This window comes from Pantoea sp. Taur, from assembly GCF_009830025.1.
GTDB classification, from domain to species: domain Bacteria; phylum Pseudomonadota; class Gammaproteobacteria; order Enterobacterales; family Enterobacteriaceae; genus Pantoea; species Pantoea communis.
Window position 1 is genome coordinate 1 of record NZ_SZZZ01000019.1, and the last position, 25,837, is coordinate 25,837.

Here is a 25,837-nt window from a genome sequence, read left to right on the forward strand (position 1 = left end):
AAAAAGTGCCATGCCGGTTACAGCCCAGACCATCATTTCCATCGATAAACGGCGCTTTCGTAACGTCACTGTCCCGGTATCAGCGAGACACTCGTCAATGAGTTCAGGAGAAAGGAGATCGGAAAGCCCCGAGAATTCCTGAGGCGTAAACTTATGAACGATATCGAGAGCCTGACTGAGAAGCATAAAAAAATCCGTAATCCCTGAGAGATTACGGATTCTTGCAGAACTGCCGGATCGTTCAACCGATCATTTTTGTCTTAACTGATCGGCATTAGGCCCTTGGGCCTGATTTCTGAGGTCAAAGCGCATTTACATCAGCGGCTGTGCCATCTGTACCAGCGAAATCAGTGGCTGCGGATAGACACCCAACAGCAGTACCAGAATCGCAGAAATCAGCACCACCACACCACCAGCGGTAAAGGCCCAGTTGGCTGGCGTGTCACGATCGCGCGTGTGCATTTCTGGTGGGCTGAGGTACAGACTCACCGTCACACGCAGATAGTAGTAAAGACCGATCGCACTGCCGGCAACGACTGCCGCGGTTAACCACCACAGATGCGCGTTCACACCGGAAGCAATGACGTAGAACTTACCAATGAAGCCCAGCGTCATCGGGATACCGGCCAGAGACAGCATCATAACGGTCATGACCGCTGACAGAATTGGACGATGCCAGAACAGACCACGGTAAGAGTAAAGCGTATCCGCATCCGGGCCACGGTACGGGCTGGACATCAGGCTGACCACACCGAACGCGCCGAGGCTGCTGAACAGGTAACCCGCCAGGTATACACCCGCCGTTTCCAGTGACAGCTGATGGGTTTTCACCGCAATAAGCGACACCAGCAAATAGCCCAGGTGCGCGATCGATGAATAACCGAGCAGACGTTTGATGTTGCTCTGCGAAATCGCCATCAGGTTACCGAACAGAATCGACACAAAGGCGATAACACCGAGCACGGTGCGCACGGCTTCGCTGTCAGTGACCGGCGCGTACAGGAACAAGCGCATCACCACACCAAAGATGGCGATTTTGCTGGCGGTGGCCAGGAAGGTTGAAACCGGCGCAGGCGCACCCTGATAAACATCTGGTGTCCACAGGTGGAACGGCACCAGTGACAGCTTAAAGCCGAGGCCGATAATCATCATGCCCAAACCGACCAGCAGCAGCGGCTGTTGGATCATGCTGTCATTCAGGCTTTTACCCAGTTGCACAAAGCTCAGGCTGCCAGAATCGGCATAAATCAGCGCGATACCAAAGATCAGGAACGAGGACGCCGCAGCGGACAGGATCATGTACTTCAGTGCCGCTTCCAGCGAACGTTTCTGGCGGAAGGCATAACCAATCAGGCCAAACAGCGGCAGTGACAGCAGTTCGATACCGATGAACAGCGCCGCCAGATGATTAGCACTCGCCAGCACGATCCCACCCAGTGCCGCAATCAGCACCAGCAGATAGAACTCATCTTTGTTGTCCGGGAAACCAGCCAGCCACGGATAAGCAAAGGTGCAGGTGGCGAGACTGGCAAGCAGCACCAGCGCGGTGTAGAACATCGAGTAACCGTCAACGCGCAGCAGCGGCGTGACATCCATGGCACCGACATGACCGACAAACCACAGTGAAAACAGCGCCACGTTCAGGCCAATCACCGTCAGCGTGGCATTAACAAAGTGGTTGCGTCGCCACGCAATGGACAGCATCACCACCACCACCGTCAATCCGACGATCAACAGCGGCAGTAACGCAATCAGATGTTGAGGAGTTATTGTCATGGCGAATTACGGCCTTGTAGTTGAAATTGAAGCGGTAAACCACTGCTGAATATTGCTCATCGCAGCGTGAGAGGTATCAAGGATCGGCTGTGGATAAACACCCAGCAGAACCAGCAGCACCACCAGCACGCCGATCGTCATGAATTCACGCGGTGACATGCCCGGCAGCGGAGCTTTCGATTTCGCTTCGCCGTAGTAAGCGCGCTGCATCATCACCAGCGAATACACCGAGGCAAACACCAGACCAAAGGTGGCAATCACGATAATCACCGGCACCACCTGGAAACTGCCGGTCAGAATCATAAATTCGCCGACAAAGTTACCGGTGCCTGGCATACCGAGGTTGGCCACCGCGAAGAACAGCGACAGGCCTGGAATCCATTTAATGCGTGACCACAAACCACCCATCTGGCGCAGGTCACGGGTATGCAGACGCTCATAAAGCTGACCACACAAGATGAACAGTGCTGCGGCGGACAGGCCGTGAGCAATCATCTGAATCACCGCGCCCTGGAACGCCAGCTGGCTGCCGGTGTAGATAGCAATCAGCACGAAGCCCATGTGCGAAACGGAGGTGTAAGCAATCAGACGTTTGATATCCGTCTGCGAGAACGCCATCCAGGCACCGTAGAAGATACCCAGAACACCGAGCCACATAGCAATCGGCGCAAACTCTGCGGAAGCATTCGGGAACAGTGGCAGGCTGAAACGCAGCAGACCATACGCCGCCGTTTTCAGCAAGATTCCTGCGAGATCAACCGAACCGGCTGTCGGTGCCTGACTGTGCGCATCCGGCAACCAGCCGTGCAGGGGCACCACTGGCATTTTCACTGCGAAAGCGATAAAGAAGCCGAGCATTAGCAGATATTCAACGGTGTGCGACATTGGCGTTTTCAGCAGTTCTTCGTAGCTGAAGGTCCAGACGCCCGTGGCGTTGTAGTGCACAAACACCAGCGCCAAAATCGCAATCAACATCACCAGACCCGAAGCCTGGGTATAGATGAAGAATTTGGTTGCGGCACTGATACGCGTTTTACCGTCAGAGGCTTTGTGACCCCAGAGCGCGATGAGGAAGTACATCGGCACCAGCATCATTTCCCAGAAGAAGAAGAACAGGAACATGTCGATGGAGAGGAACACGCCAATCACACCACCGAGGATCCACATAAGGTTGAGGTGGAAAAAGCCCTGATACTTCTCGATTTCATTCCAGGAACAGAGCACCGCCATTAACCCGAGCAGACCGGTCAGCACCACCATCAGCAGTGACAAACCGTCGATAGCCAGATGGAAGTTAATGCCGAAGCGCGGAATCCATGGCACCGAGAAAGTCGACTGCCACTGCGGCATTCCTGCAGCCTGGGTGAGTGAATAGCCTCCCTGCAGCCACAACTGCAGACCGAGTGCCAGCGTCAGTCCCATGGTGATCATGGCGATCCAGCGCGGCACTTTTGCGCCGAGGCGCTCTGCTAACCAGCAAAGCAGACCCCCAACAAAAGGTATGATTATTAGCCAAGGTAATAGCACGGCATACTTCCCTTTTTTCAACCTGATTTCGAGCTATCTTGCTTGCCACTTTCATCACCGTCAGCGCTCGTCACCCTCACGTAAAAAATACGCTTGGGTTGCATGCACACTGACGGCAACGAAACGGGCTATATCAATAACGCTTCGTCATTCAGGCAATTTTTCACATTCGCTTCTGGGGTGAAAGAATCCTTGATCCTCTCGCCCCCGCTCATCAATCTTTAAATCACCAGCATCAGCGCCAGTACCACCACGGCACCGACACTCATGGAAGCCACATACCAGCGCACGTAACCGTTCTCGCTCACCACCAGGCCTTTATTACCAATGCGCGACAACAGCGCAGGCAGGTTCATCAGTGAGTTCAGCGGATCGCGCTTCAGCAGCCAGGCAATGCCCAAATAAGGTTTTACAAACACCTTGTCATACAGCCAGTCGAACCCCCATGCCGCGAACCACCAGGTGCCGAAGAAACGGCCCGGCGCGCTGTTGGCAACACTGGTGACCAGCTGGCGTTTGCCAAGCCATAGGGCAGCAGCAATCAGGATGCCGACAATCGCGACAACGCCTGAGGTGATTTCCAGCGCCACTTTGCCGCCCTCACCGAATTCATTCTGTGGCAGCACGCCCGCCAGCGGTGGCGTAATCATGGCGCCAACGAAGGTGGAGAGCACTAACAGCACAATCAGTGGCAGATGGTGAGTGATGCCTTTGCCCGCGTGCGCATGAATTTTCTCTTCGCCGTGGAACACGATGAAGATCATGCGGAAGGTGTAGATCGAGGTCAGGAATGCACCGACCAGACCCGCCACCATCAGATTGATGTGACCATTTGCCAGCGCACCAAACAGGATTTCATCTTTACTGTAGAAACCTGCGGTAATCAGCGGCAGTGCCGCCAGCGCTGCGCCGCCCACCAGGAAGCAGGTGTACACCAGTGGGATGCTCTTACGCAGGCCGCCCATTTTGAAGATGTTCTGCTCGTGGTGGCAGGCCAGAATGACCGAACCGGAAGAAAGGAACAGCAGTGCTTTAAAGAAAGCGTGCGTCATCAGGTGGAAAATCGCCGCGTCCCATGCCTGCACGCCCAGCGCCAGGAACATGTAGCCGATCTGACTCATTGTTGAGTAAGCCAGCACGCGTTTGATATCGGTTTGCACCAACGCGGCAAAACCTGCCAGCACCAGTGTAATCGCACCGATAATGCCGACCAGATGCAGCACTTCCGGCGTCAGCAGGAACAGACCATGGGTACGCGCAATCAGGTAAACACCCGCGGTTACCATGGTGGCGGCGTGGATCAGAGCTGATACCGGCGTAGGACCCGCCATCGCATCAGCCAGCCACGTTTGCAGTGGCAACTGTGCAGATTTACCGACCGCACCGCCCAACAGCATCAGGGTTGCCCACTGCAGCATGTGGTTGTCAGCGGCGAAATGCGCCGGCGCCAGTTCCACCAGCTCGCGGAAGTTCAGCGTACCCAGTTCGTTGTAGAGAATGAACAGCGCGAATGCCAGGAACACGTCACCGACACGGGTGATGATAAAGGCTTTCATCGCCGCTTTGCCATTCTCTGGGTTGCTGTAGTAGAAGCCAATCAGCAGATAAGAGCACAGGCCCACGCCTTCCCAACCGAGATACATCAGCATCAGGTTGTCGGCCAGCACCAACACCACCATGCTCGCGATGAACAGGTTGGTGTAAGCGAAGAAGCGTGAATAGCCCTCTTCACCGCGCATGTACCAGGAAGCAAACATGTGGATGAAGAAGCCGACACCCGTGACCACTGACAGCATGGTCAGTGACAAGCCGTCCAGTACCAGGTTCACTTTGATATCAAAGTGGCCGACCTGAATCCATGTCCACAACGCCTGAGTAAAAGGCTGTTGACCGTTACTGAAGAAATCCATACCAACGAAAACGGTGGTCAACGCCGCCAGACCGACCGATCCCATTCCCACCGCTGCCGACAGATTCTCCGACCAGCGACCACGGGAAAACGCCAATAGCAGGAAGCCAATCAGCGGAAATAATACGGTTAAATAGAGAAGATTCATCCGCGCATCTCGCTCACTGTGTCAATGTTCAGCGTCTGACGACGACGATAGAGCTGGAGCAGCAGGGCCAGGCCGATGCTGGCTTCCGCCGCCGCAAGGCTGATCGCCAGAATGTACATCACCTGGCCGTCAGCTTGTCCCCAGTAGCTCCCTGCTACCACCAGCGCCAGTGCCGCGGCGTTGATCATGATCTCCAGACCAATCAGCATAAATAGCAAGTTGCGGCGCAGTACCAGCGAGGTCAGGCCGAGAACAAACAGCACAGCAGCCAACATCAGGCCGTGTTGTAACGGGATCATGCGTGATCCTCCTTATTCGCATGTGCATCAGCATGGCGATTGCTCAGCACTTCGCCCTGACGCTCTTCACGTCCGATATGGAAGGCCACCACCAGACCGGCCAGCAGCAGCATTGACGCCAGCTCAACCGCCAGTACGTAAGGACCAAACAGACTGATACCCACCGCTTTGGCATCGATGACGGTGCCATCAATGCCCTGATCGTGCGCGGTACTAATGGCGTAAATCATCACCACCAGCAGCAACAGGGAGACGATGCCAGGCCCAATCCACAGCGAAGGCTTCAGCCACTCGCGCTCCTGGTCCTGCTGGGTTTTGCCCAGGTTCAGCATCATCACCACGAACACGAAAAGCACCATAATGGCACCGGCGTAAACGATGATCTCCAGCGCACCGGCAAAGTAAGCGCCCATTGAGAAGAACACGCCCGCAATCGAAAGCAGCGAAACAATCAGGTACAGCAGCGCATGTACCGGATTGGTGTGAGTGATAACGCGCAATGTCGTCAGCACCGCCACCAGTCCGCAAAGATAAAACGCAAATTCCATACCTGGCTCCTTAAGGTAACAAGCTTTTGACGTCGATTGGCTTGGCTTCGTTTTCCGCTTCGCCCTTCTCTTTCCCGTCGATCGCCATACCCGCCATGCGATAGAAGTTGTACTCCGGATACTTACCCGGACCGGAAATCAGCAGGTCCTGCTTCTCGTACACCAGATCCTGACGCTTGAACTCACCCAGCTCAAAATCGGGGGTCAGCTGAATCGCCGTGGTCGGGCAGGCTTCTTCGCACAGACCGCAGAAGATGCAGCGCGAGAAGTTGATGCGGAAGAACTCCGGATACCAGCGACCATCAACCGTTTCCGCTTTCTGCAGTGAGATACAACCCACTGGACAGGCTACCGCACACAGGTTACAGGCAACGCAGCGCTCTTCGCCGTCCGGATCGCGCGTCAGCACGATACGGCCACGGTAGCGCGGCGGCAGGTAAACCGGTTCTTCTGGATACATCTGGGTTTCGCGCTTGGCGAAGGCATGCATGCCTATCATCCAGATACTGCGCACTGTCGTGCCGAAGCCAACGACAATATCTTTTAAAGTCATCTCAAAACCCCTTACTGCGCGCTGTACAGAATCACTGCGGCGGTCGCCAGCAGGTTCAATAACGTCAACGGCAGACACACTTTCCAGCCGAACGACAGCACCTGGTCATAACGTGGACGCGGCAGCGCAGCACGAATCAGGATAAACATCACCATAAAGAACGCCGTTTTCAGGGCGAACCAGATGAATGGCGGCAGGAATGGACCGTGCCAGCCACCGAAGAACAGCGTGACAATCAGCGCTGAAACGGTGGTGATCGCCACGTATTCACCGACGAAGAACAGACCGAACTTCATACCGGCATATTCGATGTGGTAACCATCGGCCAGTTCCTGTTCCGCTTCTGGCTGGTCAAACGGATGGCGGTGACATACCGCGACGCCCGCGATACAGAAGGTCACGAAGCCGAAGAACTGCGGAATGATGTTCCACAAGTGCGTCTGGCTCTCGACGATGGCGTTCATGTTGAATGAACCGGCTTGCGCCACCACACCCATCAGCGACAGGCCCAGGAACACTTCGTAGCTCAGCGTCTGAGCGGAAGCACGCATTGCACCCAGCAGTGAGTATTTGTTGTTACTCGACCAACCGGCGAACAGCACGGCGTAAACCGCCAGACCGGCCATCATCAGGAAGAACAACAGACCAATATTCAGGTCTGTCACCATCCAGGTCGGTGAAACCGGCACGATGGCAAACGCCAGCAGCAGCGACACAAAGGCAATCACTGGCGCCAGGGTAAAGATGAAGCGATCGGTAAACGGCGGAACCCAGTCCTCTTTAAAGAACATTTTGATCATGTCCGCCGCCAGCTGCAGCGATCCGCCCCAGCCGACACGGTTTGGACCATAACGGTTCTGCCATAAGCCGAGCAGACGACGCTCGGCGAAACTCATGAAGGCACCACAACCCACCACAACCAGCAAAATCACGATCGTTTTGAGGATTTGGAGGAGGATGTCGATAACGTCCGGTGTCAGCCAGCTCATTGCGCGGCCTCCTGCAGTTTGTCAATTTGCGCACCCGAGAGGAATGGCGGTACACCCGGCATGCCCAACGGCAGACCCACCTGCCCTGCTTGCAGGGAAGTGGAGAAACGCACTGGCAAGTGCAGTGTTTCACCGGCGCAAACCAGTTCAACAGCAGACCCGTTATTCACACCCAGTTTTTCCGCATCAGCCGGGTTAATCACCAGCGTGGCTGGCGACATACGCTTCTGGAAGGTCGGCGAACGCTGAGTCATCTCTTCACTACCAAACAGCTGATAGTAAGGTGCAACGCGATATTGGCTGCCTTCAACAAAGCTTTCTGGCACGGCGGTGAACCACGGCAGTGATCCTTCGCTCGCTTCAAACAGACGCACACCCGGATCGCCATGACGCAGTTTGCCACCGACTTCAGCCTGGAACTTGTTCCATGCTTGCGGGGAGTTCCAGCCTGGAGCCCAGGCGAATGGAATCTGCGAACGTGGTGCGCCTGGTTGGTTGTTACCTTCCATTGAGAAGGCAAACATGGTGTCTTTGTCTTGCGGCTGACGCGGTTCGTGCACGCTAATATTGGCACGCATCGCGGTACGGCCACTGTTACGGTGCGGTGAACGCGCCAGTTTCTGACCGCGAATACGGAAGCTTGCATCCGGCGCCGCGTCTTTAATACCTTTCAGCTGTGGCAATGCTGCAACGGTGGCATCGATCACGTGATCAAGCAGCGTCCAGTCAATCTGACGGCTTTCAACAGTGCTGTGCAGCGAGTGCAGCCAGCGCCAGCTCTCCAGCATCACAATGCTGTTGTCGTAATAAGACGGATCGTAAACCTGGAAGAAACGCTGTGCGCGGCCTTCCTGGTTGATCGAGGTGCCATCACTCTCTGCGAAGCTCGCCGTCGAGAGCACCAGACCGGCTTTTTCCAGCGTCGCAGTGCGTTGATGATCAACCACAATCACGTGTGCGGTGTTGTGCAAAGCCGCATCCACGGTGGCTTTCGGTGCGTGGCGGTAAAGATCGTTTTCCAACACCACCAGCGCTTCCGCTTCGCCTTTATCCAGCTGTTCCAGCGCGCTATCCAGCGATTGACCGCCCATCAGGCCGAGACCAAAGCTGTTAGCTGCACCGGCAAGGAAGGTAATGCCGACATCGGCACCGCGACCTTTCAGTGCTTTTGCCACGTTGGCGGCCGCTTCAATTATCGCGGTGCTGCCAGAGTGAGTACCAGAAATAATCAGTGGTTTTTTGGCACCGGCTAACGCCTGTACCACCACATCCAGCTTGCCATTCAGTTTGCTGTCAAAGCCACTGACGGCTGGAGCGGCTTCATCGAGCGCATTGGCAATAGCAAAGCCGAGACGAGCCTGATCTTCCACCGGTGCGCGATAGCTCCACGCCGCGATATCATCAAGACGGGTTTCATCAACGTTGGTGACAAATAGCGGATGTTTGGCGTGCTGACCGATGTTCAGGATCGCCGCGATCTGCCAGTCAGCCACTTTCTGGGCTGCTGCCATTTCACGTGCTTTACCTTTCACCGCCTGACGCACAGAAAGTGCGACACGCGCACCGACCTGAGTCAGGTCTTCACCCAGCACCAGCACCGCATCGTAGCTTTCGATTTCGCGCAGTGATGGCGTGTAAATACCGCCTTCCTGCAGTACTTTCAGCATCAACTCAACGCGTGCCTGCTCAGCGGCAGGCATACCGGTGGAGAAGTTTTCCGCACCGACAAGTTCACGCAGCGCAAAGTTGCTTTCAATGCTGGCACGCGGTGATCCAATCCCAATCACACGCTTCGCCTGACGCAGTACGTCAGCCGCGGCATTCACCGCTTGTTCGGCATTCAGACTGACCCAATCGTTGCCGCGCTTCTGTACTGGATGACGTGGACGATCTTTGCGGTTCACATAGCCATAACCGAAACGACCACGGTCACACAGGAAGTAGTGGTTTACGGTACCGTTGTAACGGTTTTCGATACGACGCAGTTCACCATAACGCTCGCCTGGGCTGGTGTTACAACCCACGCTGCACTGCTGGCAGATGCTCGGTGCGAACTGCATATCCCATTTACGGTTGTAGCGTTCGGAGTGCGTTTTATCGGTGAATACGCCGGTCGGGCAGATCTCGACCAGGTTACCGGAGAACTCGCTCTCCAGCGTGCCATCTTCCGGGCGACCGAAGTAAACGTTGTCGTGGGCACCGTAAACGCCGAGATCTTTGCCGTCTGCGTAATCTTTGTAGTAACGCACGCAGCGATAGCAGGCGATACAGCGGTTCATTTCATGGGAGATGAACGGGCCGAGATCCTGATTCTGGTGCGTACGTTTGGTGAAGCGGTAACGACGGAAGCTGTGGCCCGTCATGACCGTCATATCTTGCAGATGGCAGTTACCGCCCTCTTCGCACACTGGACAGTCGTGCGGATGGTTGGTCATCAGCCATTCCACCACGCTTTCACGAAACTCTTTCGCTTCGCCATCGTCGATGGAAATAAAGGTGCCGTCCGACGCCGGTGTCATGCATGACATAACAAGACGACCACGGGTATCTTCGGCATTCTGGAATTGCTTCACCGCACACTGGCGGCAGGCTCCCACGCTTCCCAGCGCCGGATGCCAGCAAAAATAAGGAATATCAAGGCCCAGAGAGAGACACGCCTGCAACAGGTTGTCCGCTCCGTTCACATCATATTCTTTACCGTCTACATGGATTGTAGCCATAGTGAACATGCTTCCGTAAGGCTCGCCCTAAGACGAGCGTTAAACATCTAATTCTGTCCCCCGCGCCGTGTCGGCGCAGGGTGAATTCCGTGTACGGCGGCTGATTACCAGCGCGCTTTCAGCAGGTTGGGCTGAATACCACCGATCGATCGGGTATTGCCAAACACCTGCGGCGCAATGCCGGCTTCAAACTCTTCACGGAAATATTTAATCGCGCTCTGCAATGGCTCAACGGCACCCGGTGCGTGGGCGCAGAAGGTTTTACCTGGGCCAAGTTGGCGACAGAGTTGCAGCAGGGTTTCGATGTCACCCGGCTGGCCTTTTTTCTGCTCCAGCGCACGCAAGATCTTCACGCTCCATGGCAAGCCATCACGGCACGGCGTACACCAACCGCAGGACTCACGCGCAAAGAACTCTTCCAGATTACGCACCAGCGAAACCATGCCGATTTCATGATCGACCGCCATCGCCAGTGCAGTACCTAAACGGCTACCCGCTTTACCGATGCTGGCGAATTCCATTGGCAGATCAAGATGTTGATCGGTCAGGAAGTCGGTACCCGCACCGCCTGGCTGCCAGGCTTTGAATTTCAGGCCATCGCGCATGCCACCGGCATAATCTTCCAGAATCTCACGCGCGGTAGTGCCAAATGGCAGCTCCCACACGCCTGGATTTTTCACGCGTCCAGAGAAGCCCATCATCTTGGTGCCGGTGTCTTCGCTGGTAGAGATGTTCTTGTACCAGTCAACGCCGTTGAGGAAGATGGCTGGGACGTTGGACAAGGTTTCCACGTTGTTGACGCAGGTTGGCTTGCCCCACACGCCCGCACTCGCCGGGAACGGTGGCTTTGAACGCGGGTTCGCACGACGACCTTCCAGTGAGTTGATCAGCGCGGTCTCTTCACCACAGATGTAACGTCCCGCGCCGGTGTGCACGATCAGTTCAAAATCGAAACCGGTACCGAGGATGTTTTTACCGAGGTATCCCGCTTCGGTGGCTTCGGCAATCGCACGGCGCAGATGCACGGCCGCTTCGATGTACTCGCCACGTAAGAAGATGTAGCCACGATAGGCTTTCAAGGCGAACGCACTGATCAGCATACCTTCCACCAACTGGTGCGGCATTTGCTCCATCAGCAGGCGGTCTTTATAGGTGCCCGGCTCCATTTCATCGGCGTTACACAGCAGGTAACGGATGTTCATGGATTCGTCTTTCGGCATCAGGCTCCACTTCAGGCCGGTGTTAAAGCCTGCGCCACCGCGACCTTTTAGACCGGAGTCTTTCACTGCCGCAACGATTTCGTCCTGGCTCATGCCTTTCAGTGCTTTATCAGCGCCGACATAACCGTTTTTACTGCGATATTCATCGATCCACACCGGCTGCTTGTCGTCGCGCAGACGCCAGGTGAGTGGATGCGTTTCCGCAGTACGAATGATCTGTTTAATGGTCATTGATACTGCTCCAGCAGATTGGCGATGCCTTCCGGGGTCAGATGAACGTGGGTATCTTCATCCACCATCATGGTTGGGCCTTTGTCACAGTTGCCCAGGCAGCAGGTTGGCAGCAGGGTAAAGCGGCCATCGGCTGTGGTCTGGCCCGGCTTGATATTCAGATTCTGCTCAAGCGCAGCCTGAATGCCCTGGAAACCGGTGATGTGGCACACCACGCTGTCGCAATAACGAATGACGTGACGGCCAACCGGCGTGCGGTAGATCTGGCTGTAAAACGTCGCCACACCTTCTACGTCACTGGCTGGAATGCCCAACACTTCAGCAATGGCATTGATGGCACCATCTGGCACCCATCCACGCTGCTTCTGCACGATCTTCAACGCTTCAATTGAGGCGGCGCGTGCATCTTCGTAATGGTGTTTTTCGTGCTCAATAGCGTGGTGCTCGGTCTCGCTCAGCACAAAGACCTCATCAGGGTCGATAGTGTGAATGGCAATTTTTTGATCGTGCATAATTAGCGGTCCACGTCTGACATAACAAAATCGATACTACCGAGGTATACGATCAAGTCGGATACCAGGCTGCCGCGGATCACCGATGGGATCTGCTGCAGGTGCGGGAAGCTTGGCGTACGCACACGGGTGCGGTAGCTCATGGTGCTGCCATCGCTGGTCAGGTAGTAGCTGTTGATCCCTTTAGTCGCTTCAATCATCTGGAAGGATTCGTTGGCCGGCATGACCGGGCCCCACGAAACTTGCAGGAAGTGCGTGATCAGGGTTTCGATGTGTTGCAGCGTGCGCTCTTTTGGTGGCGGCGTGGTCAGCGGGTGATCCGCTTTGAACGGGCCTTCCGGCATGTTTTTCAGGCACTGTTCCAGAATGCGCAGTGACTGCCACATCTCTTCCATTTTGAGCTGAACGCGGGTGTAAGCATCACTGATGCCAGCGCCAACCGGGATCTCAAAGTCGAAGTTTTCGTAGCCTGAATACGGACGCCATTTACGCACATCAAAGTCGAGGCCGGTGGCACGCAGGCCAGCACCGGTGGTACCCCACGCCAGCGCTTCATCCATGTTGTACGCCGCAACGCCTTGCGAACGGCCCATCAGCACGGTGTTACGCAGTGCGGCTTTGTCATACTCTTTCAGACGCTTCGGCATCCAGTCGAGGAACTCACGCAGCAGACGCTCCCACCCTTTCGGCAGATCGTGCGCCACGCCGCCGATGCGGAACCAGGCTGGGTGCATACGGAAACCGGTAATCGCTTCAACCACGTCATAAATTTTCTGACGGTCGGTGAAGGCGAAGAACACCGGCGTCATGGCGCCCACGTCCTGGATAAAGGTGGAGATGTACAGCAAGTGACTGTTGATACGGAACAGCTCTGACAGCATCACGCGGATTACGTTGACGCGATCCGGCACGGTGATGCCGGCTAATTTTTCCACCGCCAGCACGTAAGGCATCTCGTTCACGCAGCCGCCGAGATATTCGATACGGTCGGTGTACGGAATGTAGCTGTGCCAGGATTGGCGCTCGCCCATCTTCTCAGCACCACGATGGTGGTAGCCGACATCCGGCACGCAGTCGACGATCTCTTCGCCATCCAACTGCAGAATGATACGGAAGGCACCGTGCGCGGACGGGTGGTTAGGACCGAGGTTGAGGAACATGAAGTCCTCATTGGTGGTGCTACGCTTCATGCCCCAGTCTTCAGGCTTGAAGGTCAGCGCCTCCATCTCCAGATCTTCTTTCTGTTTGGTCAGTTCGAACGGGTCGAACTCAGTGGCACGCGCCGGGTAATCTTTACGCAGCGGATGGCCTTCCCAGGTCTGAGGCATCATGATGCGCGTCAGGTGCGGGTGACCATTAAAGGTGATACCAAACATCTCCCAGGTCTCGCGCTCATACCAGTTGGCATTGGCGAAGATTTTGGTGATGGTCGGCACATTCAGATCGTTTTCAGACAGCGCCACCTTGAGCATGATGTCGCGGTTGCGTTCAATCGACAGCAGGTGATAGAAAACGGAAAAATCCGCGGCGGGTAAACCGGCGCGGTGGGTACGTAAACGCTCATCGAAACCGTGCAAGTCATACAGCATGACGTACGGCTTTGGCAGCTTACGCAGGAATTCGACAATTTCCAGTAACTGTTCACGTTTCACCCAGACGACCGGAATCCCGGTGCGGGTGGCCTGAACGGTAAAGGCATCCGGCCCAAAACGGTTACGCAGCTCGCCGACCACTGGATCATCCAGGTGGTCGCGGGTTTGCCATGCAGGCTGAGCGAGATCTTGCGTGGTTAAATCTGTCATACGTTACTCACCATTCCGGCCTGTAATCAGGCGCTAAAAGAAGGCGTCAGGATGGCGGCGCACATTAAATTGTGATGTTCTGCTGCGGCCGTTGTGCCATCCGTGTACGGGAAGCTTAGACTTCGTCTGGCGTTCTCAGGTTAGTGACGGCAATACGCTCGCCGCGTTTTCTTTCACGCTCTGGCTGCATATTGGCGCGATAAACGCCCTGATCACCCACCACCCACGACAGTGGACGGCGCTCTTTACCAATCGACTCACGCAGCAGCAGCAGCGCTTGCATGTAAGCTTCAGGACGCGGTGGGCAGCCCGGAATGTACACGTCAACCGGCAGGAATTTATCCACGCCTTGCACCACAGAATAGATGTCGTACATGCCGCCCGAGTTTGCACAAGCACCCATGGAGATCACCCATTTCGGTTCCAGCATCTGGTCATACAAACGCTGAATAACCGGCGCCATTTTGGTAAACGGCGTACCGGCGATCACCATAAAGTCAGCCTGACGTGGGGAGGCGCGCATGACTTCCGCACCAAAACGCGCCACGTCATGCACCGCAGTGAATGACGTGGTCATTTCCACGTAGCAACAGGAAAGACCGAAGTTGTACGGCCAGAGAGAGTTTTTACGACCCCAGTTCACCATGTCATGCAGGGCATGCTCGAGCTTGCCCATATAGACGCTGCGATGAACGTGCTGCTCCAGAGGATCGGTAACAATCTCCTGTTTCTGCAGCGGATAGCGATCGTTATCACCGCCGCCGTTCGGGTCTACGCGTGTCAGCGTGTAGTCCATCTTATTGCCTCGCTTTTACTGCTTATGAGGGTTGGTGTGGTTGTGACTGACCGGAATTGATTTGACCACTACGCGACGACGCGCAGGAGCCCAATCCAGTGCACCGATGCGCACCAGATAAACCAGGCCTGCCAATAGCACCAAAATGAAAATTGCGGCTTCGACAAAGCCGACCCATCCGCTCTCACGGATTGAAGTCGACCAGGCGTATAAATAGAGGGCTTCGACGTCGAAAATAACGAAGAACATCGCAACCAGATAGAATTTAGCGGAGAGGCGAATATGGGTATCACCGACGGATTCGATACCCGATTCAAACGGGGTGTCTTTATGGCGTGCCCGCGCACGACCACCTAACAACCAACCGCCGGTCAACATGAAGGCACACAGGCCAAATGCAATAACAATAAAAACAATAAACGCCCAGTGATGAGCGATCACTTCTGTGGTTGTCGACATACTCTTTTCTTACTCATCAAAAGTGGCGCTGGCATCCTGCACTGTTGCAGCAAACACACCACATGAATTCAAGGGAAGGATAAAAAACCTTGTAAACTATGCTGTCATTATCAAATAAGCAGCAATTTTATGGGGTTTTTTACTCCTTTCTATAACCTTTTGTCAACTTTGACAAAAGCATCCAAACATTAATTAACACCCGTAGCATATTATTAACAAACGAACCCCATGATACCAGCTAAATCGCTTCAGTTTGTGAGGTTAATGTCAGTGTAGCGGGTATTCACATGCATGGATCGTGCATTTAACAATCATATTTTGACAGGTCTTACAGGGATTTCCCCCCCCTTATAGGGGGTATTTTTTTGATCCAGAACACATAATGGTGTTTTTTGCTGTAAAAATCGGCGATCGGTACAGGCAAATGCCCTGGGAAAGATGGCACGGAATGATAAAGAAGTTCCACTTTGAGCAAAAATGGAACAATTTCCATTTTTCAGGAAGAGAGGAAAATTATTGGTGGTGAATCGCGTTAGAAAGCGTGAATTAAAATGCATAAAAAAAGCCTTAGCTGATGTTTATCAGTCTAAGGCTCATTTTAATAAGTTTTAACAATTAACTGGAATTCCAACGTGAAGGAATAACCCGCTATTGTTGACCTTACTCTTCGTCATCCAGCAGCAGGGTGCCATCTGGATTTGCCGTCAGATTGTAAGGATCGTTGGTGGACTGCATCGCGTTGAAGATCGCCAGCGCCAACTCGTTATCACTGTCTGGATTACGGCACAGCAGGTACTGAGTATCGGGCAATACCGGCAGCCCTTCAGCCGCACCCATTACACGCAGCTCTGGGCTCATCATCTCAACCGGGCGTGCTGTGACACCCAGACCCGCTTTCACTGCCGCACGCACTGCTGCCAGCGTTGATGCAACATACGAAATGCGCCATGGGATGCCCGCTTCATTCAGGTGATCGATCGCCATGTCACGGTACGGACTTGGTTCATCCAGCAGCACCAGTGGAATGGCTTCGCCGCGCTGGAAGATGTAATCCGCAGCACAGTACCAAAGCGTCGGAGAAGTACGCAGGACCTGATGGGTGAAATTACCAGGACTGGACGTGGTGACAACCAGATCAACCTCACCCTGATTCAGCATTTCCATCATGAACGGGTTGCGTTTGACGCGCACATCAATGGCCAGCTTCGGATAGACCGACGTTACGCGGTTAAGCAGGAACGGCAGAATGGTATCGGAAGTGTCATCGGAGGCGCCGATAGTCAGTACGCCCTGGATGTTGCTGTACATTAAAGAGGTGCACGCTTCGTCATTGAAACGAAGGATCTTTCTGGCGTAGCCTAGCAACTGGATGCCATGCTCCGTCAACAGTTTATTACGTCCATGTCTGGCAAACAGCTCTTTACCTACCAATTGTTCCAGACGTTGCATCTGCTGACTTACTGCGGATTGCGTTCTGCACACTGCTGCAGCCGCCGCCGCAAAAGTATTCAAGTCAGCAACAGCAACAAAAGTACGCAGCAGATCGAGGTCGAGATTCAGTATCGGACGATTTGCATTAGTCATGTTTTTTCTTCACTTATAAGATTTTTTAAAACTACTACCCTGGTGTATTACCCTACTTATCAAATAGATAAGAGGTAATGGTGCTTAATGACAGCCCTGTGTGGAGCTGTCATGGAAAAATCGTGTCAGGCGGATGCCGACGGATACGTCACTCTGTATTCAGAGGAGTGCCGTCTAATAAGACAGAACAACTTCGGGTACGAAGACGTATGTCGCACAGATGCTGGAAGCTGCGTAGTTGTCTAGTTTCCCGCGAAAACGGCCTGCGGGTCAAAAAGAGATAACATCATGTTATGCTGATGCGAAGCGATAAAGTGCATCAAATAATAAATTATACTTAATCATTTTTACGCTTTAAAGGGAAATGTTTTCGATCAAATCATCGCATTTTTTGACCAAATCCCTTTTCCGCCACATCCTGCCACAACAGCGCTCATTTTTTAACCCCCCAGGTTCTTAAACTGCTGCAGCCGCGTTAAAGTTACAGTGTAAATGCTATTTAACCTGCTGCTGTTATCAGAATAGGTCACTTCGCAGCGCTTCATGCTGCCACCTTAAACTGATTAAGAATGCGTGACATTTAATGGCACCAGCGATGGCTGCAACGGCACTGTTTAATTCTTCGACATCCAACAAGATTTCTTTAACTATTTCATCAGGTCGCTAATGGTTTTTTTTGCAGGATGTAAATAAAAAATTTCTTAATGACCTCCATTACCCATGGATTAGCAGCTTTACAGTGCCAGCACAAACCACCAGCATTTTATATTACAAAAAAATCAAACAATAGAGTTATTAACCAGATTAACCTTCACAAACTGCGTTTTACGCCACCCAAGACAGGAATCATTGGCAAACGCGCCAAAACCTTAAGCCGCCCTTCTTTTGTGACAGTGAGAGGAGTAAATTGGGCAGGTTTGATTTTGGTGGCAGGTTAAAGGACTCTGCCCGTTAAGGCGGTAACGATGAATTTTCAAATTGATAAATCCGGCAAGCTGGAAAATGTCTGTTATGACATCCGTGGCCCGGTACTGAAAGAAGCTAAGCGTCTGGAAGAAGAAGGTAATAAAGTTCTCAAACTCAACATCGGCAACCCTGCCCCGTTTGGTTTTGAAGCCCCTGATGAAATTCTGGTTGATGTGATTCGCAACCTGCCGAGTTCGCAAGGCTATTGTGATTCAAAAGGGCTGTATTCGGCGCGTAAAGCGATTATGCAGCACTACCAGGCGCGTGATATGCGCGATGTTACCGTCGAAGATATCTACATTGGTAACGGTGTCTCTGAACTGATTGTGCAGGCGATGCAAGCATTGCTGAACAGTGGTGATGAGATGCTGGTACCTGCGCCAGATTATCCGTTATGGACGGCAGCCGTGTCGCTGTCGAGCGGTAAAGCTGTGCATTATCTGTGTGATGAGTCTGCGGGCTGGTTCCCGGATTTGGACGATATCCGCAGTAAGATAACCCCGCGCACGCGTGGCATCGTCATCATTAACCCGAACAACCCAACGGGTGCGGTGTACAGCAAAGAACTGCTGATGGAAGTGGTGGAGATTGCGCGTCAGCACAACCTGATCATTTTCGCTGACGAAATCTACGACAAGATTTTGTATGACGAGTCACAGCACCATTCGATTGCGGCACTGGCGCCGGATCTGCTGACCGTGACCTTTAATGGCCTGTCTAAAACCTACCGTGTTGCGGGATTCCGTCAGGGTTGGATGGTGTTAAACGGTCCGAAGAAACACGCTAAGGGCTATATCGAAGGGCTGGAGATGCTGGCGTCGATGCGTTTGTGCGCCAACGTGCCTGCTCAGCATGCGATTCAAACGGCGTTAGGTGGCTATCAAAGTATCAGCGAGTTTATTGCACCTGGTGGTCGTTTGTATGAACAGCGCCAACGTGCCTGGGAATTGATCAACGACATTCCGGGCGTCAGCTGCGTGAAACCGCAAGGCGCTTTGTACATGTTCCCGCGCATCGATCCCAAGAAATTCAACATCTTTGACGATCAAAAAATGGTGCTGGATTTCCTGTTACAAGAGAAAGTGCTACTGGTTCAGGGTACCGCCTTTAACTGGCCATGGCCGGATCACGTGCGCATCGTCACCTTGCCACGTGTTGATGATCTGGAAATGGCGATCAATAAATTTGGTCGTTTCCTGCAAGGTTATCGTCAGTAAACTGACGCACATGCAACCTGAAGTCTGAAGGGTATATACTGTTTTCATCTCGGGGAAGGCCCTCCTTCCCCGCCGTGAGAACAGGAACCGTTTATGACCCGTAGCCATTTTTTTGCCCACCTCTCCCGTCTTAAACTGATCAATCGCTGGCCACTGATGCGCAACGTGCGCACCGAAAACGTTTCTGAACACAGTCTTCAGGTGGCGATGGTGGCGCATGCGTTGGCCATCATCAAAAACAAAAAATTTAACGGCAATCTCAATGCAGAGCGTATTGCGATGCTGGCGCTGTATCACGATGCCAGTGAAGTGCTGACCGGTGATTTACCCACGCCGGTGAAGTATTACAACGCGCAAATTGCTCATGAGTACAAAAAGATCGAAAAGATCGCTCAGCAGAAGTTGATCGAGATGTTGCCGCCGGAATTGCAGGATGACTACCGTCCGTTGATTGACGAGCATTTGCATAGCGAGAGTGAACAAGCGGTGGTGAAGCAGGCTGACGCGCTGTGCGCCTACGTGAAATGTCTGGAAGAGCTGTCAGCAGGAAATAACGAGTTTTTGCTGGCTAAGGCACGTCTGGAGAAAACATTGTCACAGCGTCGTTCCCCCGAAATGGATTACTTTGTAGAGATATTCATTCCAAGCTTTAGCCTGTCGCTGGATGAAATTTCTCAGGATACCCCATTATAAAAAACGGGCCGCTATGGCCCGTTCTGTCAGACGTTGGCAGAAAGTGTAAACATGCCGTTTTCTGTAGGTGAAACCACCAGCGGTTCCAGTGTTTTCACCTGCCAGGTCACTTCATTCAGGCGCGGGGCATCCGTGGGGGCATTAACCGCAACCACTGCACTGCCCGCTTCCAACCCGGCAATAATGCCCGCTGGCGCATCTTCAACCACAACACATTCCGCTGCAGGCAGTCCCAGGCGTTCAGCACCCAGCAGATACGGCTCCGGGTTCGGTTTACCCAGTTTGATATTTTCTGCGGTAATGAACACTTCCGGCATCGGTAAACCCGCCGCTTTGTGACGCGCGTGAGCCACCGGGATAGATCCTGAGGTCACTATCGCCCAGGGAATCTGCAGTTCGTTGAGTGTGGCGAGCAATGCCTTCGCCCCCGGAATCGCTTGCACGCCCTGCGTGTCTTCTGCTTCTAAACGCTCAAGCCACATAAACTCCGCCTGAATCGCCTCTTCAGACTGGCCTGCCATAAAATGGCGCAGTGAATTGATCGCTGGCTTACCGTGTATGAAGTTCAGGACTTCTTCCGCCGCAAGACCCTGGCGCTCGCCCCACAATGACCATGCGCGGATCACCGCAGGCAACGAATCCACCAACGTACCGTCCAAATCAAACAGAAAACCCCTGTACTCCACGCGTCGCTCCTTATTCAGGCATTGAGAATCTGCGCGATTTCGTTCGCGCTAAGATGATACTGACGCGGACAAGTGTGCCACACCGCCAGCATACGTTGGTATTTTTCCCACATCGGCGTCTGAGCATTGAAGCCGTGAGTTCCAGAATCAAAATGGGTGTAGCGTCCTTCGACGTTCACCATAAAGCGCACATAGCCGAGATAGCGCGCCTCGGTGGCCGCATCAAAGCCGAGAAACGCCAGACGGCGCTCTTCGATATTATTGGCTTCTTTCAGGTTCGACCAGGAGACATGCAGCGCATGGTGCATTTCCATGATGTCGATAAGCTGGCGGCAGGTGGCTTCCGTTAACTCGCCAAACTCTTTGTCGAGTTCGCGCAGTTGCAGGCCGTAACCTCGCTCGATGATGGTCTGATAACGACGATAGCGCTCGGCATTTTCCGGCTCCAGCATCGCCATCATTTTGTATTGATTAGAGAGAATCAGTCGTTGTGCATGGGTCATTTCCACGGTTCGCTCCCGGGCCATCACGGCCGCTTAAGATTTAAACAATGGATAAATGATTACACAAGGAAAGCGATGCGTGTTTGCCCGCATCACTTTTCTTTGATTTGGACCCGGTTACTGCACACATTCTCTGGCAGTAAAAGGGGATACTCGATCAAAGATCGTCGAGGAAGGTACGATCGAGCTGTTTGAAGGCGCGCTTTAATACGTCAGCCAGAGCCTGATAAGTCGGTTTACCGTCAACGGGGGCGATCGCCTGTCCCGCTTCTTCGAGTTTTGCGCGCACTTCGTGAAACCAGTGCAGCAACGTCGGCGGTAACGGCGTGATGGAGCGTTTACCCAGCCACCACAATCCCTGCATCGGCAGACTGCAGGCAAACAAGGCGGTGGCGATGGCTGGCCCCAGCTGTCCACCCATGGCGATTTGCCACGTCAGGGTGAAAATCGCCAGCGGGGGCATAAAGCGGATGGCAAAACGCGTTGCCGTCACCACGCGGTTTTCCGGGAACATCGGTGCCAGACGCTTATCAGCTGGCCAGGTCTTCATGTAACGCTGACCGTTCTGGAATAAACCAAACCAGCCGGGATTGCTTGTGTCATTCGCCATGATAGACCTCAACTAATTCTGCAACGATTAAAATAAAATGATAACTACACAACTTTACGTGACATCCTTCAAAAGATTTTGTCTTTGCGGGTGACAGTGGGTATTCTGACGCCGTTTTAGCAACATTACCGGAAGCTTCAGCTCAATAAAAGAGCGGTTTAGAGCCATGTTTCGCTAAGCAGATTTCAAAAATCTGCGTAAAATTACCGAAATTTTTTTGCATGTCGGTCTCTTTTTGACTACCGCATGATGTTAATCATTAATCTACCAGCATTCATGGGCTACGCTGTTAGTCTGATTGCGTTATTTTTAGCCACTCTTTAATCAATAGGTACTTCCATGTCAACGAAGTTAGTACTGGTTCTGAACTGCGGCAGCTCTTCACTTAAGTTTGCCATCCTCAATCCAGCCACCGGTGACGAATATCTGTCAGGTCTGGCGGAGTGTTTCCATTTACCTGAAGCGCGTATCAAATGGAAACTGGAAGGCAGCAAACAAGAAGCGCCTCTCGGCGCAGGTGCAGCGCACAGTGAAGCGCTGAACTTCATTGTTAAAACTATTCTGGCACAAAAACCAGAGCTTTCGGCACAAATCGCTGCAATCGGCCATCGTATCGTTCACGGCGGCGAGCAGCTGACTCAATCGGTGATCATCGATGAATCGGTGATTCAGGGCATTAAAGATGCTTCCTCTTTTGCTCCGCTACACAACCCGGCGCATCTGATCGGTATCGACGAAGCACTGAAGAACTTCCCTCATCTGTCAGATAAGAATGTGGCGGTTTTTGATACGGCATTCCATCAGACTATGCCGGAAGAGTCATATCTTTATGCTCTGCCGTACAAACTGTACAAAGAGCACGGCGTTCGTCGCTACGGCGCACACGGCACCAGCCACTACTATGTGACGCAGGAAGCCGCCAAAATGCTGAACAAGCCGGTTAATGAACTGAATATTATTACTTGCCACCTCGGCAACGGCGGTTCAGTCTCTGCTATCCGTAACGGCCAGTGCGTCGATACTTCAATGGGTCTGACACCGCTGGAAGGTCTGGTGATGGGCACCCGCAGTGGTGATATCGACCCGGCTATCGTGTTCTTCCTGCATGACACACTCGGTATGAGCGTGGATGCGATCAATAAGCTCCTGACCAAAGAGTCTGGCCTGTTAGGTCTGACCGAAGTTACCAGCGACTGCCGCTACGTTGAAGATAACTACGCGACCAAAGAAGATGCTAAGCGCGCGATGGACGTGTTCTGCCATCGTCTGGCGAAATACATCGGCAGCTATACCGCGCTGATGGAAGGTCGTCTGGATGCCGTGGTGTTCACCGGTGGTATCGGTGAGAACGCGGCGATGGTGCGTGAGCTGGCGCTGGCGAAACTGGGTCTGCTGGGCTTTGAAGTGGATCATGAGCGCAACCTCGCTGCCCGCTTCGGTAAGTCAGGCTTCATCAATAAAGAGGGCACCCGCCCGGCCGTGGTGATCCCAACCAACGAAGAGTTGGTTATCGCCCAGGACGCCGCGCGTCTGACCGCTTAAATACACTTCTCTCCGTCAGCTCAGGCTGACGGAGTTGTTTTGGCTAGTCTGCAACACCTGAGAGGTTTTTATAGTGTCACGTACAATCATGCTCATCCCCACCGGCACCAGCGTCGGCCTGACCAGCGTCAGCCTCGGCGTGATCCGTGCCATGGAGCGCAAAGGCGTTCGCCTGAGCGTGTTCAAGCCAATTGCCCAGCCACGTGCGGGCGGCGATGCGCCAGATCAGACCACCACCATCATCCGTAAAAACTCCGCAATCCCTGCCGCTGAACCGCTGCAGATGTCACGCGTTGAGTCACTGCTGGGTTCGAACCAGCAAGACGTGTTGATGGAAGAGATCATCGCTAACTACCACGCCAATGCGCAAGACGCGGAAGTGGTGTTGGTTGAAGGGCTGGTGCCAACCCGTAAGCATCAGTTCGCCTCTTCGCTGAACTATGAAATCGCCAAGACCCTGAATGCGGAGATCGTGTTCGTGACGGCGCTGGGCAATGATTCGCCTGCGCAGTTGAAAGAGCGCATTGAATTAACGCAAAGCAGCTTTGGCGGCAGTAAGAACAAAAACATCACCGGCGTGATCATTAATAAACTGAACGCGCCCGTGGATGAGCAGGGTCGTACGCGCCCTGACCTGTCTGAAATTTTCGATGATTCGACGAAAGCAAATATTGCCAATATCGATCCTAAGCAGCTGTTTGCTAACAGCCCATTGCCGATTTTGGGTTGTGTGCCGTGGAGTTTCGATCTGATCGCCACGCGTGCCATCGATATGTGCCGTCATCTGAATGCAGAGATCATTAACGAAGGTGAGATCCAGACCCGCCGCGTAAAATCTGTGACGTTCTGCGCACGTAGCATTCCGCATATGCTGGAGCACTTCCGTCCGGGTTCACTGCTGGTGACATCGGCCGATCGTCCAGACGTGCTGGTTGCAGCTTGTCTCGCCGCCATGAACGGTATTGAGATCGGTGCCGTGTTGCTGACCGGTGGTTATCAGATTGAAGCACCGATTGCGCGTCTGTGTGAACGTGCCTTCCAGACGGGCCTGCCGGTATTTATGGTGAAAACCAATACCTGGCAGACCTCACTGAGCCTGCAGAGCTTTAATCTGGAAGTGCCTGCAGATGATACCCAGCGCATTGAGAAGGTGCAGGAGTATGTGGCCAGCTTTATCGATGCCGATTGGGTGGAATCACTCACTGCGACTTCCGAACGTAGCCGTCGTCTGTCTCCACCAGCCTTCCGTTATCAACTGACCGAGCTGGCACGTAAAGCAGGCAAACGCATTGTGCTGCCAGAAGGCGACGAGCCGCGTACGGTGAAAGCGGCGGCGATTTGTGCCGAGCGTGGCATTGCATCTTGTGTACTGTTGGGTAACCCTGACGAGATCCAGCGTGTGGCTGCCGCTCAGGGTGTGGTGCTGGGCCAAGGCATTGAGATTGTCGATCCAGAAGTGGTGCGCGAGAATTATGTGCCGCGTTTGGTTGAGTTGCGTAAGAGCAAGGGCATGACCGAAGTGGTCGCGCAGGAGCAGCTGGAAGATAACGTGATGCTCGGCACCATGATGCTGGAGCGTGGCGAAGTGGACGGTTTGGTGTCAGGTGCTGTGCATACTACCGCCAATACCATTCGTCCGCCGTTGCAGTTGATCAAGACCGCACCGAACAGTTCACTGGTGTCTTCAGTGTTCTTTATGCTGCTGCCTGAGCAGGTGCTGGTGTACGGTGACTGCGCGATTAACCCGGATCCGAACCCTGAGCAGCTGGCAGAGATCGCTATTCAATCTGCGGACTCTGCTAAGGCCTTTGGTATCGATCCACGCGTGGCGATGATTTCTTACTCAACCGGTAACTCTGGTGCGGGTAGCGATGTTGAGAAGGTGCGTGAAGCGACGCGTATCGCGCAGGAGAAACGTCCTGACCTGGTGATCGATGGTCCGTTGCAGTATGACGCAGCGATTATGGAAGATGTGGCGAAATCAAAAGCGCCAAACTCAGCGGTTGCAGGTCGTGCGACCGTGTTTATCTTCCCGGATCTGAACACCGGCAATACCACTTATAAAGCGGTACAGCGTTCGGCAGACCTGATTTCTATCGGGCCGATGTTGCAAGGTATGCGTAAGCCAGTGAACGATCTGTCACGTGGCGCGTTGGTGGATGACATTGTTTATACCATCGCACTGACCGCGATTCAGTCACAGCAGGCGGAAGGCTAATTTCTTTTTCTTGCCGCTGAATGTGGAGAGCATGAGGGTTAGACCTTGTGCTCTTTTTTTTTGCTTTAAGATTGGTGGGTGGTGAAGGTTGGGTGCTGTTGTTGCTGTTAGATGGGTGCAATTGTCGCTGAAACCTCGGAGCAAACGACAGGGAAGGCCAGTCCGATCGCGAAGGATTAACGCATCCCTGCAGATCGGCCGCGCCGTCCATGGCGCGGACGCTTCGCTCTTCGCACTGGCCTTCCCTGTCTTTCAAACTTGATCATCGCTTTAGGGGTGCATACCTCTACATTCTTACTGTTTGTCAGGGGAGAATTTATCGTGCGTTT

The 25,837-nt window shown here is 53.5% G+C and carries 23 protein-coding genes; 5 read left to right on the forward strand and 18 right to left on the reverse strand.

The window, feature by feature from the left end; all coding sequences use genetic code 11:
* From FD744_RS20350 to lrhA, 15 genes are all read right to left on the reverse strand, one after another.
* The coding region (locus FD744_RS20350) for a transposase domain-containing protein (RefSeq protein ID WP_202403470.1) at positions 1-186 on the reverse strand (186 nt) is incomplete at its 3' end.
* 126 nt (positions 187-312) lie between these two features.
* Positions 313-1,776: an NADH-quinone oxidoreductase subunit NuoN gene (gene nuoN, locus FD744_RS20355; protein WP_034825051.1), complete on the reverse strand. Its 1,464-nt coding sequence runs from the start codon at positions 1,774-1,776 to the stop codon at positions 313-315.
* A gap of 6 nt (positions 1,777-1,782) precedes the next feature.
* Entirely contained in the window at positions 1,783-3,303 is a 1,521-nt protein-coding gene (gene nuoM, locus FD744_RS20360) for an NADH-quinone oxidoreductase subunit M (protein WP_058961300.1), read from the reverse strand.
* A gap of 221 nt (positions 3,304-3,524) precedes the next feature.
* Positions 3,525-5,360, reverse strand: coding sequence for an NADH-quinone oxidoreductase subunit L (nuoL, locus tag FD744_RS20365; protein ID WP_160869125.1), 1,836 nt, complete (start codon positions 5,358-5,360; stop codon positions 3,525-3,527).
* Complete coding sequence (nuoK, locus tag FD744_RS20370; RefSeq protein WP_034825057.1) at positions 5,357-5,659, reverse strand: NADH-quinone oxidoreductase subunit NuoK; 303 nt, start codon at positions 5,657-5,659, stop codon at positions 5,357-5,359. The genes nuoL and nuoK overlap by 4 nt, the downstream gene beginning before the upstream one ends.
* Positions 5,656-6,207, reverse strand: a complete 552-nt coding sequence (nuoJ, locus tag FD744_RS20375; RefSeq protein WP_034825059.1) for an NADH-quinone oxidoreductase subunit J — start codon at positions 6,205-6,207, stop codon at positions 5,656-5,658. The genes nuoK and nuoJ overlap by 4 nt, the downstream gene beginning before the upstream one ends.
* 10 nt (positions 6,208-6,217) lie before the next feature.
* The gene (nuoI, locus tag FD744_RS20380; RefSeq protein WP_034825061.1) at positions 6,218-6,760 is read right to left on the reverse strand and encodes an NADH-quinone oxidoreductase subunit NuoI; all 543 of its coding nucleotides are present in this window, start codon (positions 6,758-6,760) and stop codon (positions 6,218-6,220) included.
* Between the two features lie 11 nt (positions 6,761-6,771).
* Complete coding sequence (nuoH, locus tag FD744_RS20385; protein ID WP_160869127.1) at positions 6,772-7,749, reverse strand: NADH-quinone oxidoreductase subunit NuoH; 978 nt, start codon at positions 7,747-7,749, stop codon at positions 6,772-6,774.
* On the reverse strand, positions 7,746-10,469 hold the full coding sequence (gene nuoG / locus FD744_RS20390; protein ID WP_160869129.1) for an NADH-quinone oxidoreductase subunit NuoG: 2,724 nt from the start codon (positions 10,467-10,469) through the stop codon (positions 7,746-7,748). Before nuoG ends, nuoH begins: the two co-directional genes overlap by 4 nt.
* A 104-nt stretch (positions 10,470-10,573) precedes the next feature.
* On the reverse strand, positions 10,574-11,914 hold the full coding sequence (gene nuoF / locus FD744_RS20395; RefSeq protein ID WP_176505727.1) for an NADH-quinone oxidoreductase subunit NuoF: 1,341 nt from the start codon (positions 11,912-11,914) through the stop codon (positions 10,574-10,576).
* A 2-nt stretch (positions 11,915-11,916) separates the two neighbouring features.
* Positions 11,917-12,432, reverse strand: coding sequence for an NADH-quinone oxidoreductase subunit NuoE (nuoE, locus tag FD744_RS20400; RefSeq protein WP_058961298.1), 516 nt, complete (start codon positions 12,430-12,432; stop codon positions 11,917-11,919).
* Between the two features lie 2 nt (positions 12,433-12,434).
* Positions 12,435-14,234, reverse strand: coding sequence for an NADH-quinone oxidoreductase subunit C/D (gene nuoC, locus FD744_RS20405; RefSeq protein ID WP_097116580.1), 1,800 nt, complete (start codon positions 14,232-14,234; stop codon positions 12,435-12,437).
* 115 nt (positions 14,235-14,349) lie between these two features.
* Entirely contained in the window at positions 14,350-15,030 is a 681-nt protein-coding gene (locus tag FD744_RS20410) for an NADH-quinone oxidoreductase subunit B family protein (RefSeq protein ID WP_007889318.1), read from the reverse strand.
* Positions 15,031-15,045: 15 nt separating this feature from the next.
* The gene (locus FD744_RS20415; RefSeq protein WP_034825074.1) at positions 15,046-15,489 is read right to left on the reverse strand and encodes an NADH-quinone oxidoreductase subunit A; all 444 of its coding nucleotides are present in this window, start codon (positions 15,487-15,489) and stop codon (positions 15,046-15,048) included.
* 660 nt (positions 15,490-16,149) lie between these two features.
* On the reverse strand, positions 16,150-17,073 hold the full coding sequence (gene lrhA, locus FD744_RS20420) for a transcriptional regulator LrhA (protein WP_034825076.1): 924 nt from the start codon (positions 17,071-17,073) through the stop codon (positions 16,150-16,152).
* Between the two features lie 704 nt (positions 17,074-17,777).
* Between lrhA and FD744_RS20425 the strand changes: the two genes are divergently transcribed.
* The 3 genes from FD744_RS20425 (at position 17,778) to yfbR (ending at position 19,949) form a co-directional block, all read left to right on the forward strand.
* Positions 17,778-18,011, forward strand: coding sequence for a hypothetical protein (locus FD744_RS20425; RefSeq protein WP_160869131.1), 234 nt, complete (start codon positions 17,778-17,780; stop codon positions 18,009-18,011).
* Positions 18,012-18,038: 27 nt separating this feature from the next.
* A complete protein-coding gene (locus FD744_RS20430) occupies positions 18,039-19,256 on the forward strand; it encodes a pyridoxal phosphate-dependent aminotransferase (RefSeq protein WP_034825078.1) in 1,218 nt (405 codons plus the stop codon).
* A gap of 93 nt (positions 19,257-19,349) precedes the next feature.
* Positions 19,350-19,949 (forward strand): 5'-deoxynucleotidase, encoded by a 600-nt coding sequence (gene yfbR, locus FD744_RS20435; protein ID WP_160869133.1) that lies wholly within the window; start codon positions 19,350-19,352, stop codon positions 19,947-19,949.
* Positions 19,950-19,975: 26 nt separating this feature from the next.
* Here yfbR and FD744_RS20440 read toward each other — a convergent pair whose 3' ends face one another.
* From FD744_RS20440 to yfbV, 3 genes are all read right to left on the reverse strand, one after another.
* Positions 19,976-20,635 carry a sugar phosphatase gene (locus FD744_RS20440; protein ID WP_160869135.1) on the reverse strand — a complete coding sequence of 220 codons (660 nt, stop codon included), beginning with the start codon at positions 20,633-20,635 and terminating at the stop codon, positions 19,976-19,978.
* A gap of 14 nt (positions 20,636-20,649) precedes the next feature.
* Complete coding sequence (locus tag FD744_RS20445) at positions 20,650-21,144, reverse strand: YfbU family protein (protein ID WP_097116578.1); 495 nt, start codon at positions 21,142-21,144, stop codon at positions 20,650-20,652.
* A gap of 151 nt (positions 21,145-21,295) precedes the next feature.
* Complete coding sequence (gene yfbV, locus FD744_RS20450) at positions 21,296-21,748, reverse strand: terminus macrodomain insulation protein YfbV (protein WP_034825085.1); 453 nt, start codon at positions 21,746-21,748, stop codon at positions 21,296-21,298.
* Between the two features lie 339 nt (positions 21,749-22,087).
* Here yfbV and ackA point away from each other — a divergent pair, with 339 nt between their 5' ends.
* Together ackA and pta are read left to right on the forward strand one after the other, a co-directional pair.
* Positions 22,088-23,290 carry an acetate kinase gene (gene ackA, locus FD744_RS20455; RefSeq protein WP_097116577.1) on the forward strand — a complete coding sequence of 401 codons (1,203 nt, stop codon included), beginning with the start codon at positions 22,088-22,090 and terminating at the stop codon, positions 23,288-23,290.
* A 73-nt stretch (positions 23,291-23,363) separates the two neighbouring features.
* The gene (gene pta, locus FD744_RS20460; RefSeq protein WP_182058733.1) at positions 23,364-25,508 is read left to right on the forward strand and encodes a phosphate acetyltransferase; all 2,145 of its coding nucleotides are present in this window, start codon (positions 23,364-23,366) and stop codon (positions 25,506-25,508) included.
* The last annotated feature ends 329 nt before the right edge of the window (positions 25,509-25,837 follow it).

Coding starts and splice junctions, on each gene's coding strand:
- nuoN (WP_034825051.1), bottom strand. CDS start 1,776: ATGACAATAACTCCTCAACATCTGATTGCGTTACTGCCGCTGTTGATC.
- nuoL (WP_160869125.1), bottom strand. CDS start 5,360: ATGAATCTTCTCTATTTAACCGTATTATTTCCGCTGATTGGCTTCCTG.
- nuoK (WP_034825057.1), bottom strand. CDS start 5,659: ATGATCCCGTTACAACACGGCCTGATGTTGGCTGCTGTGCTGTTTGTT.
- nuoJ (WP_034825059.1), bottom strand. CDS start 6,207: ATGGAATTTGCGTTTTATCTTTGCGGACTGGTGGCGGTGCTGACGACA.
- nuoI (WP_034825061.1), bottom strand. CDS start 6,760: ATGACTTTAAAAGATATTGTCGTTGGCTTCGGCACGACAGTGCGCAGT.
- nuoH (WP_160869127.1), bottom strand. CDS start 7,749: ATGAGCTGGCTGACACCGGACGTTATCGACATCCTCCTCCAAATCCTC.
- nuoG (WP_160869129.1), bottom strand. CDS start 10,469: ATGGCTACAATCCATGTAGACGGTAAAGAATATGATGTGAACGGAGCG.
- nuoE (WP_058961298.1), bottom strand. CDS start 12,432: ATGCACGATCAAAAAATTGCCATTCACACTATCGACCCTGATGAGGTC.
- nuoC (WP_097116580.1), bottom strand. CDS start 14,234: ATGACAGATTTAACCACGCAAGATCTCGCTCAGCCTGCATGGCAAACC.
- FD744_RS20410 (WP_007889318.1), bottom strand. CDS start 15,030: ATGGACTACACGCTGACACGCGTAGACCCGAACGGCGGCGGTGATAAC.
- FD744_RS20415 (WP_034825074.1), bottom strand. CDS start 15,489: ATGTCGACAACCACAGAAGTGATCGCTCATCACTGGGCGTTTATTGTT.
- lrhA (WP_034825076.1), bottom strand. CDS start 17,073: ATGACTAATGCAAATCGTCCGATACTGAATCTCGACCTCGATCTGCTG.
- FD744_RS20425 (WP_160869131.1), top strand. CDS start 17,778: ATGACCTCCATTACCCATGGATTAGCAGCTTTACAGTGCCAGCACAAA.
- FD744_RS20430 (WP_034825078.1), top strand. CDS start 18,039: ATGAATTTTCAAATTGATAAATCCGGCAAGCTGGAAAATGTCTGTTAT.
- yfbR (WP_160869133.1), top strand. CDS start 19,350: ATGACCCGTAGCCATTTTTTTGCCCACCTCTCCCGTCTTAAACTGATC.
- yfbV (WP_034825085.1), bottom strand. CDS start 21,748: ATGGCGAATGACACAAGCAATCCCGGCTGGTTTGGTTTATTCCAGAAC.
- ackA (WP_097116577.1), top strand. CDS start 22,088: ATGTCAACGAAGTTAGTACTGGTTCTGAACTGCGGCAGCTCTTCACTT.